Source organism: Staphylococcus sp. FSL K6-0223 (assembly GCF_038008285.1).
Genome location: NZ_JBBOYX010000002.1, coordinates 49,212 through 68,381, shown reverse-complemented (window position 1 = coordinate 68,381; position 19,170 = coordinate 49,212). Strand labels below are relative to the sequence as shown.

Genomic DNA, 19,170 nt, shown 5'->3' with positions numbered 1-19,170 from the left:
TATTTGAAAATGAGAGCTAAAGCTGATACTTTAGCTCTCAATTATTAATTTTAATCCTCCATTGTACTCAAATCACCTGCATCTAAATCTAATTCCCAAGCTTTAAGCACACGTCTCATAATTTTACCTGAACGTGTTTTTGGCAACTTGTCTTTAAATTCAATTTCTCTAGGCGCAGCATGTGCTGATAACCCTTCTTTAACATATTTACGGATATCTTCTTTTAACTCATCTGATGGTTCATATCCTTGTCTTAATACAACGAAGGCTTTAATAATTTCTCCACGAACTGGATCAGGTTTACCAATAACACCTGCTTCCGCTACGGCTTCATGTTCTACTAATTTTGACTCAACCTCAAATGGTCCAACACGTTCTCCGGCTGTCATAATAACGTCATCAACTCGTCCTTGGAACCAGTAGTATCCATCCTCATCTTTATAAGCTGAGTCACCAGAAACATACCAATCTCCGATAAAGTATGAGTTAAACTTTTCAGGATTTTTCCAAATAGAATGCATCATAGAAGGCCAACCCTTCTTAATTGCTAAATTACCCATACGATTAGGTGGGAGTTCATTACCTTCATCATCTATGATTGCTGCCTCAATACCAGGTAGTGGTTTACCCATAGAACCTAGTTTAATATCCATAGTTGGGTAATTTACAATCATATGTCCACCTGTTTCAGTCATCCACCATGTATCTAAAACACGTTTATCATAGACATCTTTCGCCCATTTTATTACTTCTGGATTTAGTGGTTCTCCTACAGATAAAATTGACCGTACAGATGATAAATCGTATTTTTCAACGATATCGTCTCCAGCACTCATTAACATACGAAGTGCTGTTGGTGCGGTATACCATATCGTAACTTTAAATTCTTCTAACATGCTATACCAAGATTCAGGTGAGAATCGCCCACCTGCGATGCAATTCGTAACACCATTTAACCAAGGAGCAAAGACTCCGTAAGATGTACCAGTTACCCATCCTGGATCAGCAGTGCACCAATAAACATCATCTTCTTTTAAATCTAATACGTATTTTCCTGAGATATAATGTAATAGCATTGCTTGTTGGACGTGCAATACACCCTTAGGTTGTCCTGTAGAACCTGATGTATAGTGAAGAATTAATCCATCATCTGGCGCTAGCCACTCAATATTAAATTCCTTGCTAGCTTGTCCCATTTCTTTATTAAAATCAATGTATTCACCATCAACGTCATCATCTACAACAATGATTGTTTCTAAATGAGGTAATTTATCTTTCGGAATTCTAGGAAGTAATGCTTTATTCGTAATGACTACTTTAGCTTCACTATTAGCTAAACGATCTGCTACAGCCTTCTCCATGAACGCTTCAAATAATGGACCCACAATCGCACCAATTTTTAAAATACCTAAGAACGCAAAGTATAATTCAGGTGTACGAGACATAAAGATAAAAACACGATCTCCTTTTTTAACATCCGCCTTATCTTTAAGAACATTAGCTGCTTGATTTGATAACTTTTTTAAATCACTATAAGTGTATGATTCTTTACGTTTCTCATCTTTATAATTTAAGGCTATTTTTTCCCCTTTTCCGTTATCAACATGACGATCGATACATTCATACGCCATATTTATTTTTCCTGTTTCATACCAAGAAAATGATTTTTCTATCTCTTTCCAATCGAAATTTTGATAAGCTTCATTATAATTCTCTAAATTGTAATCCCCTGGTTCTCTTTTATACACTTCAACTTTCATAATTAAATCCCCTTGTTTATGAAATCGCTTTCTTTAAAAGTAATTATACATATAATTTTCACATTTTTCAAAAATCTTTGTATTCTATTACTATTTAATTGTTCATGTACAACCTTTTTATATATAATAAGTTTAATAACAAGTTAAGTCACCTGCATAAGGAGATGATAACGTGAGACATGTTAAAACTTATGTAACTAAGAATCTTAAACTAAGTGACACTACTTTTGTCATTGAAGGACCTATTTCGTACACTTTTTTGAAAACGCTTACTTTAGATGGCCAGCTAAATGCATTCCGCCTACCTCAGGATCAGTATGAAGCACTTTTAGAGATTACTGAACTACCTGAAGGTCGTGTCTATATCATTCGTCAAGACAAGTATATCGTTGGATATGTGACATATCATTATCCTGATGAATTCGAAAGATGGTCCGAGGGTCATTTGACCTATTTAATTGAACTAGGAGCCATAGAGATAAGTCCTACATACCGTCACTTACATTTAGGTGGCGAGCTTATTGCGACTAGTTTATCTGCGGATGAATTTGAAGATTACATTGTATTGACTACTGAATATTATTGGCATTGGGATTTGGATCAAGCACAGCTAGATGTTTTCGAGTATAAGAAATTGATGCAAAAGTTAATGTCTAAAGGTGGATTAGAAATTTTTGCTACAGATGATCCTGAAATCACTAGCCACCCTGCTAATTGTTTAATGGCACGTATTGGCAAACGTATCACTTTGTCACAACAACAAGCTTTTGACGATCTTAGATATAAAAATAAATTCTTCTTTTGACATACTACAAAAAAATCTAATTTCAAAAGTATCATAGTTAAATATCTCGCATTCAAATAAAGTTAATCAAAATAGTGAGAATGTTGTTACGGGGGGAGCATCATGCCAAATAAAAATTTAAGTACTGGTTATGTTTATTCTGAAGATCTCTTACAATACCGCTTTAGTAACGAACACCCTTTCAATCAAATGAGGCTTAAACTAACGACTGAGTTGTTAAAGGACGCGAACTTTTTAAAGAATGAGCATATCGTAATACCACGTATAGCTACAGATGAAGAACTCGCATTAATTCATCAATATGATTATATTCAAGCTATTCGTCACGCATCACATGGTATATTAAGTGAACACGAGGCAAAGAAATATGGACTCAATGGTGATGATACGCTTCAATTTAAACATATGCATCGTCATAGCGCTCGGATTGTAGGAGGAGCGCTTAATTTAGCGGATTGTATCATGGATGGAACATTTATTAATGGATGCCATCTCGGTGGTGGTTTACATCACGCACTACCCGGACGAGCGAATGGCTTTTGCATTTATAATGATGTTGCTATAACTGCAAAGTATTTAGTTGAAAAATATCATCAACGCGTCATGGTTATTGATACAGATGCACATCATGGAGATGGTACACAATGGAGCTTTTATACAGACAATAGAATTATGACTTATTCCATTCATGAGACAGGAAAATTTTTATTCCCTGGCTCTGGTCATTATACAGAACGTGGTGAAGATATAGGATATGGTTATACGGTAAATGTGCCTCTTGAACCTTATACTGAAGATGCCTCTTATATAGAGGTATTTAAAGAAACTGTAGAACCATTAGTTGCAGCTTTTAAGCCTGATATCATTTTAAGCGTTCATGGTGTAGATATCCATTATAGAGATCCACTTACACACATGAACTGTACATTAAATGGCCTATATTCTATTCCATATATAATCCAAGATTTAGCAAAACGCTATTGTAATCATAAAGTATTAATGTTCGGGGGCGGAGGTTATAATATTTGGAGAGTTGTCCCTCGAGCTTGGAGTCACGTCTTTTTAAGTTTAATCGGGGAGCCTATTCAACAAGGTTACCTCCCGTTAAATTGGATTAATAAATGGAAGTTATATAGTACCGTCAAACTACCAAAACGCTGGGAAGATCGTTTAAATGATTATGCTTATATTCCAAGAACTAAAGAAATATCTGATAAAAATCTTAGAATTGCTAAACAGGTTGCAAGTTGGTATGAACGTTATAGCGATATTTAATAATATATTAAAAAGGGTGCTCAATGTATCATGTTGAAACATTGAGTACCCTTTTAAATTTTATATTTACGTTTTCTCTTCACTTAACAACCATTTATAATTTTAATTAGTCGTTCCACGATATTCTATTCTGTGAGGAAGAATTACATTTGGTTCTTCAATTTCTTCTTCATTCATATATTTTGTCAATAATCTCATGCCTACTGCACCGATATCATATAGTGGTTGTATAACACTAGATAGTTGTGGGCGTACCATTTCGACTAAACGTGTGTTGTTAAAGCTTAAAATTTGTAAGTCTTCAGGTACATTAACCCCAGCATCTAATGCGCTGTGTAAAATACCAATTGCTTGCTCGTCACTAATTGAAAGAATAGCATCAGGCATATTATTTTGTAATTTTTCAAATGCTTTGATTCCCTCTTTATAGCTTTCTTTACCAGAAAAATGTAATGCCTCATCAAGTTCTAAATGATGTTGATTTAAAACTTTTGTTAAACCTTGTAATACATCATCTTGTGCTTTTTTAGAATAATCGCCACCTACAAGTGCAAATTTCTTAGCACCTTTTTCAATCATATGTTGAGTGGCTTCTTCAGCAGCTTGTTTGAAGTCAATATTAACTGATGCAATATGATCATCTTTACCATTTGTTCCTGATACCACAACTGGAACTGAAGATTGATTAATTAAATCTTTAATTTCTTCTGAAATAGTACCACCAAGGAAAATAATACCATCAACTTGTTTACTTAATAAATTATTAAAGATTTCTTTCTCTTTTTCAGGGTCATTATCAGAATTGGAGATGATTGAGTGATATTTATACATTGTTGCAATATCCTCAAGACCTCGCGCGAGTTGTGAATAATAAACATTTGAAATATCTGGAATTATCACACCTACAGTTGTAGTACGTTTACTTGCAAGTCCTCGTGCAACTGCGTTAGGTCTATAATTTAGCTTCTTGATGACCTCATTGACTTTGTTTCTCGTTTCAGGTTTTACGTTTTGATTGCCGTTAACTACACGTGATACAGTTGCCATCGACACACGAGCTTCTCTAGCTACATCATAAATCGTTACAGTCATAATTTCCTCCTTGTAAGCGTTTCATTGCTTATAATATCGTGTTTTCATATCATTTTCAAAGTTTATCATATTTATGGTTATTGTGAAATGATTTTGTTCTTTTGTCACATTTCTGTCAGAAAAAGCAAGTGCAATTCATTTATATTATATTCTTTCCGCTTAAAAAATTTAAATAAATAAAAATTGAAAATTTAATTTAAGTTAAATTCATTAAAAAATAAAAAGACTACATCACTATTCAAGAAAAGAATAACTGAGTAGTCAATTTAGTATAAACGATTGCAAAATGTTTATTTTAACTTTTTAGCATTATACATATCTGCAAGTGGTTTAAGTTCATTGTAGAAATCATTAAACTCGTTCAAATCCATTTGTTGTCCAGCATCACTTAATGCAACTGATGGATCAGGATGAACTTCAGCCATTACGCCATCAGCACCAACGGCTAATGCTGCTTTTGCAGTTGGTAGCATAATATCTTTTCTGCCTGTACTATGAGTTACATCAACCATTACTGGTAAGTGTGTACCTTGTTTTAAAATAGGTACTGCAGAAATATCAAGTGTATTACGAGTCGCCTTTTCATATGTACGTATTCCTCGTTCACATAAAATAATATTTCTGTTGCCTTGAGAAGCAATGTATTCAGCTGCATAAGTAAACTCTTCAATTGTTGCAGATAGACCTCGTTTTAAAAGAATTGGTTTGTTTGTGCGACCAGCTTCTTTTAACAGTTCAAAGTTCTGCATATTACGTGCACCAATTTGGAAAACATCTAAATATTCGTCTGCTACTTCAAAGTCATTAGGATTTACAATTTCACTGACTACATTAAGATTAAATTTATCTTTTACATTTTTAAGGATTTTTAATCCTTCTACACCAAGTCCTTGGAAATCATAAGGAGATGTACGTGGTTTAAATGCACCACCTCTAATAAATTTTTCTCCTCTAGATTGTAAATCTTTAGCAACAGCATCTACTTGTTCTTGTGATTCAACTGAACAAGGTCCAAATACAAATGATTTATTACCATCACCAATAATGCCACCATTATCAAATTTCACAATAGTATCTTCAGGTTTTAATTTTCGTGATACGTATAGATGTTTTTCGTTTTCAGATTTTTGTAAATCAGTAGAGGCTTTAAAAATTTCTTTAAACAACTGCTTGATTACATTATCATTAAATGGACCCTCATTTCGATCCAATAAATCATTAATCATTTCTTTTTCACGTTGAGGATCATATACTTGAGTTCCTTGTTTAATTTTTTCTTCTCCAATTTTTTGAGCTAACTCGCCTCTTTTAGATAACAAATCTAAAATTTGATAGTTTAATGAGACAATTTCCTCTCTGTATTCTTCCAATTTATTAGTCATTTCTACTCACCTCTAAGATATAATTATGTATGAAAGTATATTACTTTAAAGCGATAAAATAAAAGTATTTAGACTTAATTCTAACAATTTCATTTTTATAGTTCAAGCGCATATTTACAGAAAATAGAAAATTTTCTGTAAACGCCAAATGCAATATACATTTTGGTGAAAACTTTTCAACATTTAATTATGAATTAGAAAATAAAAAAGCTGAGACAATATGATAATGCCTCAGCTTAAATATATATTGTAAGTTAAATTAATCATTGAATGTACGTTTTTCAATCTTGCTATTTGCTTTCTCAACTTTTTGTTGATTATTATTTGATTGATTTTGTTGTTTTTGAGTTCTGTTGTTTTGTTTAGGCGTATTACTTTGTTTTTTACTTGTATTTGCCTTTTTATTAGATTTTGCGTTTGTTTTGTTACCTTTACTATTAGATTTTTGAGTACCTTTTATAGAATTCTCATGGGTAACTACGCCTTTATCGAATGTCGCACTTTCTTGTGATTTATTTACTTTATCTTCTTTAGAGGTAGAAGATTGACCTTTTTTAGAGTTTGTTGATTGCTTAGTAGTTTGAGTTACAAGATTAGGTACATTATTATTTTTCTTACCTTTAGGTAATGCTGGTTCAGCTAATAATGCTTCAGTGAGCTGTGATTCTTTAGATCCTTTAGTTAGTTTAGATTTTTTTGCTTTTGCAGCTGTAGCTAGTCGATTTGCAAATGAACCATCACTTGAACCTGTGTCATTCTCATTTTTCTTTGTAACTAAATTAGGTACCTCTTTGTCAGCAGATTTAGGTACACTTGATTCACTTGTGAGATCATTTGTATTTTTAGCAACTTGGCTGTCATTAGTGATTTTATCGTTTTTTGTTTTAGCAGCTGTAGCTAAATTTTCTGCTTGCGTTTTTTGATGGGCATCTTCATTTTTGCCTTCTTTAGTAGTAGGATCAGCTAAATCATTATCACTTGATTCTTTTTTAATAGCTGTTTGAGCAATAGCTATTTCTTCAGCTGATGGTTTTTTATCACTTTCGATATGTGATGCTTCTTGACTATCTTCCTTATGTGATTCAGCTTTAGCTTCCTGTATTTCTTGTGCTTCTGGTGACTGATCTGCTAATTTTGATTCTTGTTGAATCGCATTTTGTTGAGCTGTTAATTCTGTAGCTGATGGTTTATTTTGTTGGTCTTGTGCTTCGGCTTTAGCTTCTTGTATTTCTTGTGCTTCTGGTGACTGGTCAGCTAATTTTGATTCTTGTTGAATTGCATTTTGTTGAGCTGTTAATTCTGTAGCTGATGGTTTATTTTGTTGTTCAAAGTCGTCTTTAGTAGCTTCTAATTTAGCTTCTTGAATTTCTTGAGCCTCAGGTGATTGATCTGATAGATTATTGTCACTAACTTCTCTTTGGATTGCTACTTTTTGTGCTTGTAATTCATCAGAAGTTAAACCATCTTTAGAACGATTTCTAAAGTTCTCTACTCTATCTCTTACTGAATTAACGGTGTTTTCTGCCTGTTCTTTATAATTAAGTACTTTATTTCTTAAATCTTGTTCTTTATCTCTTAATTCATCTGTTTTTTTATATACTTTATTTTTATAAAAAAGACCTAAAGCAGAGCCAACGATTGCACTAGCAATAAAACTTACTACGAAGTCTTTACGTTTAGGCGTATTTGATGAATTGCGTGACGTACGGTTATATAAATCACGACCTGTATTATTTCTCTCAAAATTATCGCGGTTATAGTGTTCCATAACGATTCCTCCTAAAACAAAAGCACTTAAATAAGTAAAAACCTCATTTAAGTGCATTTAATTCATTCGTATTAATTATTTGTTAACACGTGTAGTGTAACTATGATCAGAACTGTATTCTGAATTTGAATAGCTATGATTTGCATCGTCAGCTACAGTGTTTGCTTTGTAGTTTGCACTTCCTCTACGGTAGTATCTATTTTGCCATTTGTCAGCAATTTCCATTGCCACGTTTGACCATTGAACTACTTGAGAAATTTTATCTTCATTTTGAGAAATATTGTGCGTAATTGAGTTAGTTACTCGGTCTACAGAACCATTTAAAGTTTGAACTGAGTCGCCGATACCTTTAACAGCATCTACAACAGAATTTAAACGATCCACTTTACCTTGAATATCTTCAGTTAAGCGATTTGCTTTATGAAGTAAATCAGTAGTTTCTCGAGTAATACCTTGAACTTGACCTTCAACACCATCAAGTGTTTTAGCCACGTAATCTAAATTTTTCTTAACAGAAATTAAAACTACAACGATACCGATACATAAAATTAAGAACGCTATCGCAGCGATAATTCCTGCAATTGGTAAAATCCAATCCATTAAAAACGCCTCCTAAATACCATAAAATAAAAGTCATTAATATTTAATACCCATGATGTTTTATTATAAACATATTAAAACTCATTTTTTACGCCTAATTTTTCTAAATAAGCTTTAAGTAACTTTTGAATGTCACCAGCGCCCATAAATAAAATGACTGCGTTATCAAATTCTTTTAATATGTCAATACTATTTTCATCTATTAGCGACGAGCCGTCAATACGTTCAATTAAATCTTGTATAGTTAATTCACCTGTATTTTCTCTAATAGAACCAAAAATTTCACATAAGAATACGCGATCTGCTTTACTTAAACTAGATGCGAATTCGTCTAGAAAAGCTTGAGTTCTAGAGAACGTGTGAGGTTGGAAGACAGCTACTACTTCTTTCTGTGGATATTTCTTTCTAGCTGATTCAATTGTAGCACTAATTTCTCTAGGATGGTGAGCGTAATCGTCTACTAATACTTGATTAGATACTTTTGTTTCGTTAAAGCGACGTTTTACACCACCAAAAGTGACTAATGCATCTTTAATGTTGTCAACATTCATCTTTTCTAAATAACTAATCGCAATAACTGAAAGCGCATTTAAAATATTATGGTCACCAAATTGTGGTGATAAGAACTGATCATAAAATTCCCCGTTAGTATAAACATCAAACTGAGTACCTTTTTCGGTGATTTGAATATTTTTAGCATAAATATCGTCAGTCTCTTTAAAACCATAATAATAAATTGGTACATCAGCCTCTAATTTACGTAAATAGTCATCATCACCCCATGCAATTATGGCCTTCTTAACGTTATGAGCCATATCTTGGAAAGCATCATAGACATCTTCAATATTTTTAAAATAATCTGGATGATCAAAATCAATATTCGTCATAATCGCATAATCTGGATGATAACTTAAGAAATGTCTACGGTACTCACAAGCTTCGAATGCAAAATAATCGCTTCCAGGTAATCCCATGCCAGTACCATCACCAATTAAGAATGATGTCTTTTTATCTCCGTTCATAACATGTGACAATAGACCAGTTGTTGAAGTTTTACCGTGAGCACCTGTAACAGCTACAGATGTATATTGATTGATAACATGACCTAGGAAGTCATGATATTTAATGACATCAAGTTTTAATTCATGAGCTTTAACTATTTCTTCATGATTGTCTGAAAATGCATTACCCTGAATGACAACCATGCCTTCTTTAATATTTTCAACATCAAAAGGTAAAATTTTGATGCCTTTGTTACGTAGAGCAACTTCGGTAAATACGTATTTTTCTATGTCTGAACCTTGGACTTCATGACCAAGATCATGCATGATTTGTGCTAATGAACTCATGCCGGAGCCTTTAATTCCGACAAAATGATAGTGCGTCATTTTAATACTCCTTACTCAATTTATTCTTTATTTAAATCCGCTTCAGTAATATAAACATCCCTTGGTTTAGAACCGTTAGCACCTGATATATAACCTAACTGCTCTAATTGATCTATAATTCTAGCTGCTCTATTGTAACCAATTTGGAAATGTCTTTGAATCAATGAAGTTGATATATGTCCTTCATTCACCATAAACTCGCACACGTCATCGAATAAATCATCTTGTGCTTGAGATTGTGTTTTCTTTAATAATTCCTTTTCTTCAAATAAGTATTCAGGTTCTCGCTGCTGTTTAATAAAGTCAACGACATCATCTATTTCCTCATCAGAAACAAATGTACCTTGAACACGAATTGGCTTATTCATTCCACTTCCTAGATATAGCATATCACCATATCCTAATAAGCGTTCCGCGCCACCACTATCTAGAATTGTTCTTGAATCCACGCTTGAAGATACCATAAAGGCAATTCTAGTAGGAATATTTGCTTTAATCAGACCCGTAATAACATTTACTGAAGGTCTTTGTGTAGCCACTAACATATGAATACCACATGCACGTGCTTTTTGAGCAATACGTGCAATTGATTGTTCTACTTCTTGAGGTGCCATCATCATCAAGTCGGCTAACTCATCAATTACTATAACAATTTTTGGCATTCTTTGCTCATAAGGTGCCTTTTTATTAAATGCAGTAATATTTCTTACGTGATATTGAGCAAATAATTTATAGCGTTTCTCCATTTCTTCTACTGCCCATTTTAAACTTTGAGTAGCAGCTTTCACATCTGTAATTACAGGAGAAACTAAATGTGGTAAATCATTGTATGGTGCTAATTCCACCATCTTAGGATCAATCAATAGTAAGCGTAATTCTTCAGGGTGATTTTTATATAATAATGACATTAAGATACTATTGATACAAACCGATTTACCTGAGCCTGTTGCTCCGGCAATAAGTGCATGAGGCGTTTTAGCGATATCCATTAATAATGGTTCATTATTAATTCGATAACCCATCGCTACAGTTAATTTAGACTCTGTATTTTTAAATTTAGGTGTTTCTATAATAGATCGTAAGTTAACCTTAGTTGGGTCTTGATTTGGTACTTCAATACCTACAAGACTTGTTCCAGGAATTGGCGCTTCAATACGTATATCTTTGGCGGCTAATGCCATTTTAATATCGTCTTGAAGTGCAGTAATCCTTGAAACTTTCACCCCTTTTTCTACAGATAATTCAAATCTTGTAACACTTGGACCTTCTGTTACATTTTTAACCTCTGCGGGCACATTGAAATAATAAAGTGCATCATTTAATTCCTGTTTCTTCTCTTCTATCCATTCTTCATCAACTTCGTGTGGTTCAGGTTCTTCTAATAAATCAAAGCTAGGCAATTTAATATTAGGTCCTTTTCTAATTCCTTGTTGCTTATCTTGAGATGACTCTTGTTGGTTTTTATAAGAATTGGACGCTTGTTCTTTTACTTCCTGATGAGTAATTCCTGTTGCAGAAGTTTTGTTATTATTTAGGTTAGTGTCATCATTATCTTTTACAGTTTCTGAAAAATGATTACCGCTACTTCTTCCACTAGTTTCATTATGAGATGTGCTTTGAGTATGCTGTTGAATATGATTATTGTTAACATTGTCACTTGTAGACACACCTGTAATACCGTCGTCGTTTGATTCAGATTGAGTTTGGTACTCATGTGAAGTTTGTTGATTTGTTTCACTTTCATTTAAATTATTTTCAGAAGTAAATTGACTCTCACTAGAATCCTCTTCAGTAGATTGATCAATTTGTTGTTCAGGTTTTAATTCGGGAACATTAACTCTACTATTGTTTTTACTATCCATCATACGTTTCTTATCTGAAGGCGTCATTACCACATTAAATGGTTTACTACCTGCAAATCGCGGTTTATGTGTTGAAACATCTTTGGAATGCGATTGAGTTGTTGGTCTATTTAATTCCGATTCTTGAGCCACACTGCTCTCTGATTGTGAAGTAACCTCACTTGTTGAAGTAAAATTATTACTATTAGTATTATTCATGAACTGGTTACTATCTAATTCTGAATGTTGCTCACTATTGGTAAAGTGATTTGAAGACTCGGCACCCTCACTATTCATTTTTGAATGATGATCATGTTCTTCTACACTTTCATTGTTACCAAATGATTGACCTTCATTAGCTGTCATACTTTGTTTTGAATCAACCGTGGAGGTCACTGTATCTTGATTTGAAGCATTTACTATCGTCGAAGAACTATCACTATTTATCTCACTTGTACTTAATGAAGAAGCTGATTCTTTAAAATCATCATCGTTTTTCTGTCTATGTTTAGCATACTCCTTCTCATTATCAACACTTTGGTTAATTGCATTATTATAGTGTTCTTGCTGTTGTGAATTTTCATTTTCAAGGTGAGAAGTCGATTTTGATGGTTGTTGGCTATCATTTAATTCTTGGAATTGAGCATCCTCTACATTATCGTTGTGTGCTTTATCAACACTAGTTTCCTCAGTAGCATTATCGCTAGAGGCATCACTTACATGCACATCTTTGTCATTTACCTTTTGAATATGTTGTTCATCATCAAGGTTGATTTCTTCATAATTGTACGACGAAGCGCCAATTTGGTCTTCTTTAAATGAAGTTGTTGTAGTACTTTCTGACACATTATTAGACTGTCCGTCATTAATATCCTCATCATTATGGTCTTCATCTAGAGAGCTTTCACCAATATATTGGTGTGCTTGTTTCGCGTACATTTCATCAATTGCTTTTTGAATTTGATCTTCTTCATTGTCTTTATTTTGTTGTCTCTTTTGTTGAAGCGCTTTTTTAAATCTTCTTTTTTGAAGGACTTTACGTTCTCTTTCACGTCTGATTTCTTCAACGATTTGTGAAGCATAGATATTTTCAATATTAACAGTGTTATCTTTTTTAGAATAATTAGGTGTTCGTCCTTCAGACTTTTGCGCTGAATGATTATTAGATTGAAGATGACTTGAAGATGTTTTCTGTGTCTGTTCTGTATCTGAAGTTTTGGCATGGTTTTCTGGTGGAGGTTGATTATCTTTAGATGATGATTCTTCAGATTGATAACCCATTTGTTTATTTATAGATTGACGATACATGTTTACATCATGTGCATTTTTAGGTTGATTCCTTTGTGATTTACTAGTTGCATTATTGCTATTTTGTAGAGAATCTTGTTTAGGTGGAATCACTCCGTTTTCTAAAGGACGTCGTTGCTTAGTTCCAAAAATAGCTGACGGAACGTCGCTCGCTTTGAAATTACCGCCATGATATGTAAGTTCAGAATTCGTAGAGGATTGGAGTTTACTATTAGATTTCAAACGTTCAGATTGTAATTTCATGCGAGAATTTGACTTATTATTATGTGAACGATAATCATTAGACTGACTGTTATTAGAACTTCTTTTAAAACGACTTGACTCGCGATGATACATTTGATCCTCATTACGATTTGAATGTTGATTAATATGATCATGCTCACGCATTTGAGATGAACGTCTACGGCGATGTCTTTTCCCAGAATTATCAACTAAATTACGTGTAGAGTCATCATCTTGTGTGTCATATGTTCTTGAACCATAATTAGCATTGTATTCAGAAGTTTCATAGTTTTTATCATTATCTAGATCGTTATATGAAGCTTCTTCAGATACATGCATAGGAAATCTAAATTTACCTCTTGGGCGATTATAAATATCATTGTTTTGAGGCAGTAATGAGTCTTGATTATTTTGTTGAGATTGAGTTCCCTGTCTTCTTTTTTTATTTCTACGTAACAGGTCGTCATTTGAATCATTATCTTCGCCAAATAATTTATCAAACCAGCTCATAATTTCACTACCTTTCTTTATTATTCAAAAAATGCTTGCCCAATTTCATAATCATCATTTAATACCATAATACCCTTCTCTTGAGGTGCATTTGGTAAATCTAATTCTTTCATTGAACAAATCATACCACTTGAATCAACACCACGTAATTTAGCATCTTTGATAACCATTCCACTTGGCATTACAGCACCTACTTTAGCTACCACTACTTTTTGTTCAGCTGCTACATTAGGTGCACCACAAACAATTTGTAAAGTTTCATTACCAACATTAACTTTTAAAACACTTAATTTATCCGCATCAGGATGTTTTTCTTTAGTTTCAACATATCCAACTACAAATTTAGGTGATAAATCAGTATCTAATTGATAGTTAAATCCAGAATTATTAATAGATTGTTGTAACGCCTCAATAATTTCTGAAGTTAATTTGATATGACCGTTTCCTTCTATTTTTATTTTATCTGATACGTTAAAGATATTGAAACCAACAACTTGCCCATCTTGAGTGATTTCGACTACATCATCTTTCTTGTTGTAATCAAATGCACCATCTGTAGGTTCAATCTGTAAAAAAGCTACATCTCCTACACCTTGTGGATTATAAAATAAGTTCATCTATAAAACTCCATTTCTATTGATTATCTTTATTATTAAATTTCTTTCTATTCGCTTCTAATCTCTGTATAACATCAGGATTACGTTTTTGTTTATTATTTTTTCCTAGAATAAATATGGGTTCTAAGTGTCCCTTGTCATAGCCAAATGATAATGAAGTAATTGGTACTAAACCTTTAGTAAAGAATTCCATTGTTAAATGAGCCATGACATCGTAACCTGTTTTATTACGTATATCAGCAATAATTAACACGTCTTGGTGAGGAACTGCAACTAACATCTCACCCTCACATTGTTCTTGGACTTCATTCAAGAATGACGTATTAAGTATGCGACTTGCATCATAGCCATCATTAGAATTGATGAAATAAAAAATATTGCCTTTAACCTCATCAGTAGAATATTTATTTTTAAGTTTTCTAACATTGAATAATGACATTTCTTTAATTTGTTGTTCAGTCATATTTAATGTTTTTAACATACTTTCATCTATTAATCTGTATGATTTACCTAAATCGAGAGCATAATAAATATTCGTTTCAGCTGTATGTTCACTATAAATAAATGAATGACCTTCTTTAGTCTTCTTGTCAAAGCTTGTTGCTCGAACAACTGGCATGATTTTTATATCTTCCATTTCTTCTAAAGAATGATCACCCATTTGGGCAATTGCTTCTTCTACATAGTAAACAATTTCATCTATAATTTTATCTTTTTGTTCTTCATATTTGGCGACAATAGCATTGAGTTTGATTGTGACACCTTTATGATTATCTGTACGATAAATTCTTAAAGTTTCTTCTTCTCTATCAAATTTAAAGTCTACGTTTAAATGAATTAAACGCGCTTTTAATTTATCTCTCATTTGGAAGACATTCATTTAAAACACTCCTATTTTCGCACCTTATAACAGTTTACAATAAATAACTGCTATATAACAGAAAAAACTAAAAATACGGTGTATAGATAACGTTATTTTCTAAATAAATTGATACTTAAATATATTTTGCTAAAAATGCATCAATTTGATCAATAGATTTTCTTTCTTTACCTATGTAGCTACCTTCAAGTTTACCATTTTTATAAACTAAGAAACTGGGTATTCCTAAGATATCGTTATCAATACATATATCAATAAATTTGTCTCTATCTACCGAAACAAAATTAAAGTCTTTATATTTATTTTCTAATTTAGGTAAATCAGGTTCTATTACTTTGCAGTCTGGGCACCAATCAGCGGTAAATTCAAAGACAGTATTACCTTTTTTTAATTCTTCAAATTGTTGTTCTGTTTCAAGTTGTTTCACTTGTTCTACACTCCTTAACCAAATTTTAGTACTTCTATTTGATGATGATTTAAATGAGTTATACATTCTTTTAATAGATGTCTAGCTGAGTAGTAATCTCTTATATCAAAAACTGCATCCGTGCTGTGTATATATCTTGCGCAAACGCCAATCACTGCTGTAGGTATGCCCTCATTTGCTTTATGGATCTCTCCCCCATCGGTACCACCTGGAGAAATATAATATTGATGTTTAATATCATTTTCTGTGGCTAACTTTAATAAATAATCTCTAAAGCGTGGCTTTAATATCATTGTACCATCTTTAATACGAATTAATGTGCCCTCCCCTAGTGCACCAGAGAGTTGTTGTTTCCCTTTTATATCATTAGCTGGGGAACAATCTACCACGAAGGCAATATCAGGTTTAATTTGCTCAGCAGCCGCTTTTGCACCTCTTAATCCAACTTCTTCTTGAACATTAGCGCCTACATACAAATCAACATCTAACTCTATATCTTTGAGCAATTCTAATATTTCTATCGCGAGGACACAACCATAACGATTATCCCATGCCTTAGCTATATAACGATACTCAGATAATTGAGTGAAAGATGTGTCAGGAACGATTGTATCTCCAATTTCAATACCTCTTTCTCTTACCTCTTCTTGTGATGAAGCACCGATATCTAACATTAAATCTTTTATTTCGGGAGCCGCTTCATTACCTGTTCTAAAGTGCTTTGGAATATTGGCAACAACACCAACAATCTCATTGCCATTTCTATTTTTAACTTTCAGCCTTTGTCCTTGCCATATATCATTAGCAACGCCACCTAAATTAGTAAACTGAATCATACCATTATCAGTTATATGAGTAATCATAAAACCTATCTCATCCATATGTGCAGCAATCATTACTTTAGGGGCATTGTTTTGTTTAGATTTCTTAACTCCATAAATTCCACCCATGTTATTTTGAATAAATTCATCAACATAAGGGGCCATTTTTTGTTTCATGTAATCTCTTACTTCATCTTCAAAACCTGGGGCTCCATGAAGCTCTGTTAATTGTTTTATGCGTTCTAAAGTTTTCGTATTATCTATCATCATACAAAATCTCACTCCTTGCACTCTATTATATCATCTTCAATATGGTAAACTAAGAATAAGAATTTAGATAAGAGGAGATTATATGATGAAGTTTTTTAATTTTAAAGGTATAGCAATAGTGATGCTTTTCGTAACATTTATAACTTCACTATGTTTAGCATTTTATTTAACAAAGCGGAAATTATATAATGCCAATGACTTATTAAAAGAAGTTAAAACGTATTTTAGAAACGTAAAAGGCTCTTATATCGTACATCAACCTATTGTCTTGAATAATGTTAATCATAACCAACCTATCTATCAAGGTGGTATTTCAGCTTATCATGATGGTAAATTAGTAGACTATGAGTTTTATGCCGATGCTAATTCTGGTCAAGTTATCGATATTATCGAGTTATAGCATTCTATAATTAAGGTTATCGTTTGAATATTTTATCAAACGATAACCTTTTTTATTGTCTAGAAATAAATGTATCTATTGTTTTGAAGTCATCTTGGTATTTTGCCGCAAAATAATTTTCATCATGATAAAACAAGAACCAATAATTATGATGCATGAAATATGGGATTAATCGTTCCTTTTCTCTAATGGATTGCATCGGATAGTCATCATAAGCTGTCACCCAAAGTGGATTAAGATGAGCGGTAGTCGGTAATATATCAGCCATATGCACAGCGTATTCATTATCACTTTCAATCGTAATAATTGAGTGACCGAAACTGTGCCCGCCTGTGTGCTTCATCTTTATACCAGGATAAGGTTCGATCTCATTTTCAAATAAAATTAACCTTTCCTTATAATCCCCTTGATTATAACTCCAATAAGTAGCTTGACTTCTTATGTTAGGTGAAAGAAATTCATGCCACTCGTCTTGCTGTATAAAATGTGTAGCTCGGTCAAAAACTGCATGCCCATCTTTATCTGTTAAACCAGAAGCGTGATCAAAGTGAAGATGGGTCATTAAGACCATATCAATATCAGAGGTTGTTAAACCTAATTGTTTTAAATCCTCATCTATTAAGCTCTCATATTCAACACCACTATTTCTTTGTTGTTTATCTGAAAGTTTACCATTACCAATACCCGTATCGATTAAAATATTCTTATCACTAGTTTGAATTAAAATAGGATGTGTCGGAGTATGAATTTGATTCTTATCATTTACTTTGTATTTTTTAGTCCATAACGGTTTGGGAACAACACCAAACATCGCCCCACCATCTATATTAGTGTTTCCACCTCTTAAATAATGGAGAGTAAATCGCCCTAATTTCAAAGATAACGCCTCCTTGACATTATTGAACTTCTCATAGAAATGATGTAAATTACATCTTTTATTAAAAATTATTATAAGTCACTATTAAAATCAAATGTAAGCATTTTATAGGAAAGTTTAAGTTCCCAGTCAATCTCATAGAAGTTTGAGTAAACAAAATTTGATTCTCATATTGAAATAGTTTATCAGGTAAAATAAAAAAGCCTACAAAGTTTGTAACTTTGTAGACGTTCTATTTAAGACAATAGTTATATTATTTTCTTCTTTAAGGACTTTATAAATTCTTGTGAAATTTTGCTTCCATACGATAGATTCTTGAGCCTTTATCAGAAAACTTTTTCTCATATTCGGTTAGAATATTATCTTCATCATCTTCGTCATGTAGGTTCAAATTCATTTTTGTAAAATACATCCCAAATTGCGACATACTCTCAAGGCTATATGCAAACAACCCACGATTGTCTGTTTTAAAGTGAATTTCTCCATCGTCCTTGAGAATCTGCTTATATAGAGCAAGGAATGTGTGATATGTAAGACGTCTTTTTGCATGACGTTTCTTTGGCCAAGGGTCTGAGAAATTAAGGTATATTCTTGAAATTTCTCCATCTTTAAAATATTCATTTAACTCAATAGCATCATTACAAATCATTTTAAGATTAGTTAAATTAAGTTCTTTTGTTTTATCAAGAACTTTATACATGACACTTTTCTCACGTTCCATTGATACAAAATTAATTTCTGGATGTTTAGAAGCCAAAGTAGTTATAAACTGCCCCATTCCTGAGCCAATTTCTATATATATTGGTTGTTCTGTGTCAAACCAATCAGACATACGGCCTGCGTGAGTACCGTCCATGTCTACTAGGTCAGGATGTTCTTTTAAATAATCTTCTGCCCAAGGTTTGTATCGAACTCTCATATTAAATT

16 protein-coding genes are annotated in these 19,170 nt (G+C 32.8%); 3 read left to right on the top strand and 13 right to left on the bottom strand.

The window, feature by feature from the left end; genetic code table 11:
- Positions 1-50: 50 nt before the first annotated feature.
- Positions 51-1,760 carry an acetate--CoA ligase gene (acsA, locus tag MHI13_RS11385; protein WP_064210140.1) on the bottom strand — a complete coding sequence of 570 codons (1,710 nt, stop codon included), beginning with the start codon at positions 1,758-1,760 and terminating at the stop codon, positions 51-53.
- A gap of 172 nt (positions 1,761-1,932) precedes the next feature.
- On the opposite strand from acsA, the gene MHI13_RS11380 reads away from it, so the two are divergent.
- Both MHI13_RS11380 and MHI13_RS11375 read left to right on the top strand, forming a co-directional pair.
- Complete coding sequence (locus MHI13_RS11380) at positions 1,933-2,565, top strand: GNAT family N-acetyltransferase (RefSeq protein ID WP_002434767.1); 633 nt, start codon at positions 1,933-1,935, stop codon at positions 2,563-2,565.
- Between the two features lie 102 nt (positions 2,566-2,667).
- Positions 2,668-3,840, top strand: a complete 1,173-nt coding sequence (locus MHI13_RS11375; protein ID WP_002434690.1) for an acetoin utilization protein AcuC — start codon at positions 2,668-2,670, stop codon at positions 3,838-3,840.
- Positions 3,841-3,942: 102 nt separating this feature from the next.
- Here the strand turns inward: MHI13_RS11375 and ccpA are convergent, their stop codons facing one another.
- The 10 genes from ccpA to MHI13_RS11325 form a co-directional block, all read right to left on the bottom strand.
- Positions 3,943-4,932: a catabolite control protein A gene (ccpA, locus tag MHI13_RS11370; protein WP_064210141.1), complete on the bottom strand. Its 990-nt coding sequence runs from the start codon at positions 4,930-4,932 to the stop codon at positions 3,943-3,945.
- A 290-nt stretch (positions 4,933-5,222) separates the two neighbouring features.
- On the bottom strand, positions 5,223-6,314 hold the full coding sequence (locus MHI13_RS11365) for a bifunctional 3-deoxy-7-phosphoheptulonate synthase/chorismate mutase (protein ID WP_002434695.1): 1,092 nt from the start codon (positions 6,312-6,314) through the stop codon (positions 5,223-5,225).
- 259 nt (positions 6,315-6,573) lie between these two features.
- The gene (locus MHI13_RS11360; protein ID WP_064212380.1) at positions 6,574-8,082 is read right to left on the bottom strand and encodes a hypothetical protein; all 1,509 of its coding nucleotides are present in this window, start codon (positions 8,080-8,082) and stop codon (positions 6,574-6,576) included.
- Between the two features lie 75 nt (positions 8,083-8,157).
- Positions 8,158-8,682 (bottom strand): DUF948 domain-containing protein, encoded by a 525-nt coding sequence (locus tag MHI13_RS11355; protein WP_002434851.1) that lies wholly within the window; start codon positions 8,680-8,682, stop codon positions 8,158-8,160.
- Between the two features lie 74 nt (positions 8,683-8,756).
- Positions 8,757-10,070 (bottom strand): UDP-N-acetylmuramate--L-alanine ligase, encoded by a 1,314-nt coding sequence (gene murC, locus MHI13_RS11350; protein WP_002434715.1) that lies wholly within the window; start codon positions 10,068-10,070, stop codon positions 8,757-8,759.
- A 20-nt stretch (positions 10,071-10,090) separates the two neighbouring features.
- Entirely contained in the window at positions 10,091-13,951 is a 3,861-nt protein-coding gene (locus MHI13_RS11345; RefSeq protein WP_064210635.1) for a DNA translocase FtsK, read from the bottom strand.
- Between the two features lie 20 nt (positions 13,952-13,971).
- Positions 13,972-14,568: a YtpR family tRNA-binding protein gene (ytpR, locus tag MHI13_RS11340; protein ID WP_002434829.1), complete on the bottom strand. Its 597-nt coding sequence runs from the start codon at positions 14,566-14,568 to the stop codon at positions 13,972-13,974.
- Positions 14,569-14,584: 16 nt separating this feature from the next.
- Complete coding sequence (locus MHI13_RS11335) at positions 14,585-15,448, bottom strand: DUF1444 domain-containing protein (protein WP_002434758.1); 864 nt, start codon at positions 15,446-15,448, stop codon at positions 14,585-14,587.
- A 115-nt stretch (positions 15,449-15,563) separates the two neighbouring features.
- Positions 15,564-15,875 carry a thioredoxin family protein gene (locus MHI13_RS11330; RefSeq protein WP_002434814.1) on the bottom strand — a complete coding sequence of 104 codons (312 nt, stop codon included), beginning with the start codon at positions 15,873-15,875 and terminating at the stop codon, positions 15,564-15,566.
- A gap of 14 nt (positions 15,876-15,889) precedes the next feature.
- Positions 15,890-16,966, bottom strand: a complete 1,077-nt coding sequence (locus tag MHI13_RS11325) for a M42 family metallopeptidase (RefSeq protein ID WP_002434821.1) — start codon at positions 16,964-16,966, stop codon at positions 15,890-15,892.
- Positions 16,967-17,051: 85 nt separating this feature from the next.
- Here MHI13_RS11325 and MHI13_RS11320 point away from each other — a divergent pair, with 85 nt between their 5' ends.
- On the top strand, positions 17,052-17,366 hold the full coding sequence (locus tag MHI13_RS11320; protein WP_037578956.1) for a peptidase: 315 nt from the start codon (positions 17,052-17,054) through the stop codon (positions 17,364-17,366).
- A gap of 52 nt (positions 17,367-17,418) precedes the next feature.
- On the opposite strand, the gene MHI13_RS11315 is transcribed toward MHI13_RS11320, so the two are convergent.
- Together MHI13_RS11315 and trmB are read right to left on the bottom strand one after the other, a co-directional pair.
- Positions 17,419-18,243, bottom strand: a complete 825-nt coding sequence (locus tag MHI13_RS11315; protein WP_002434655.1) for a YtnP family quorum-quenching lactonase — start codon at positions 18,241-18,243, stop codon at positions 17,419-17,421.
- A gap of 274 nt (positions 18,244-18,517) precedes the next feature.
- A complete protein-coding gene (gene trmB, locus MHI13_RS11310; protein ID WP_002434693.1) occupies positions 18,518-19,162 on the bottom strand; it encodes a tRNA (guanosine(46)-N7)-methyltransferase TrmB in 645 nt (214 codons plus the stop codon).
- Positions 19,163-19,170 lie beyond the last annotated feature (8 nt).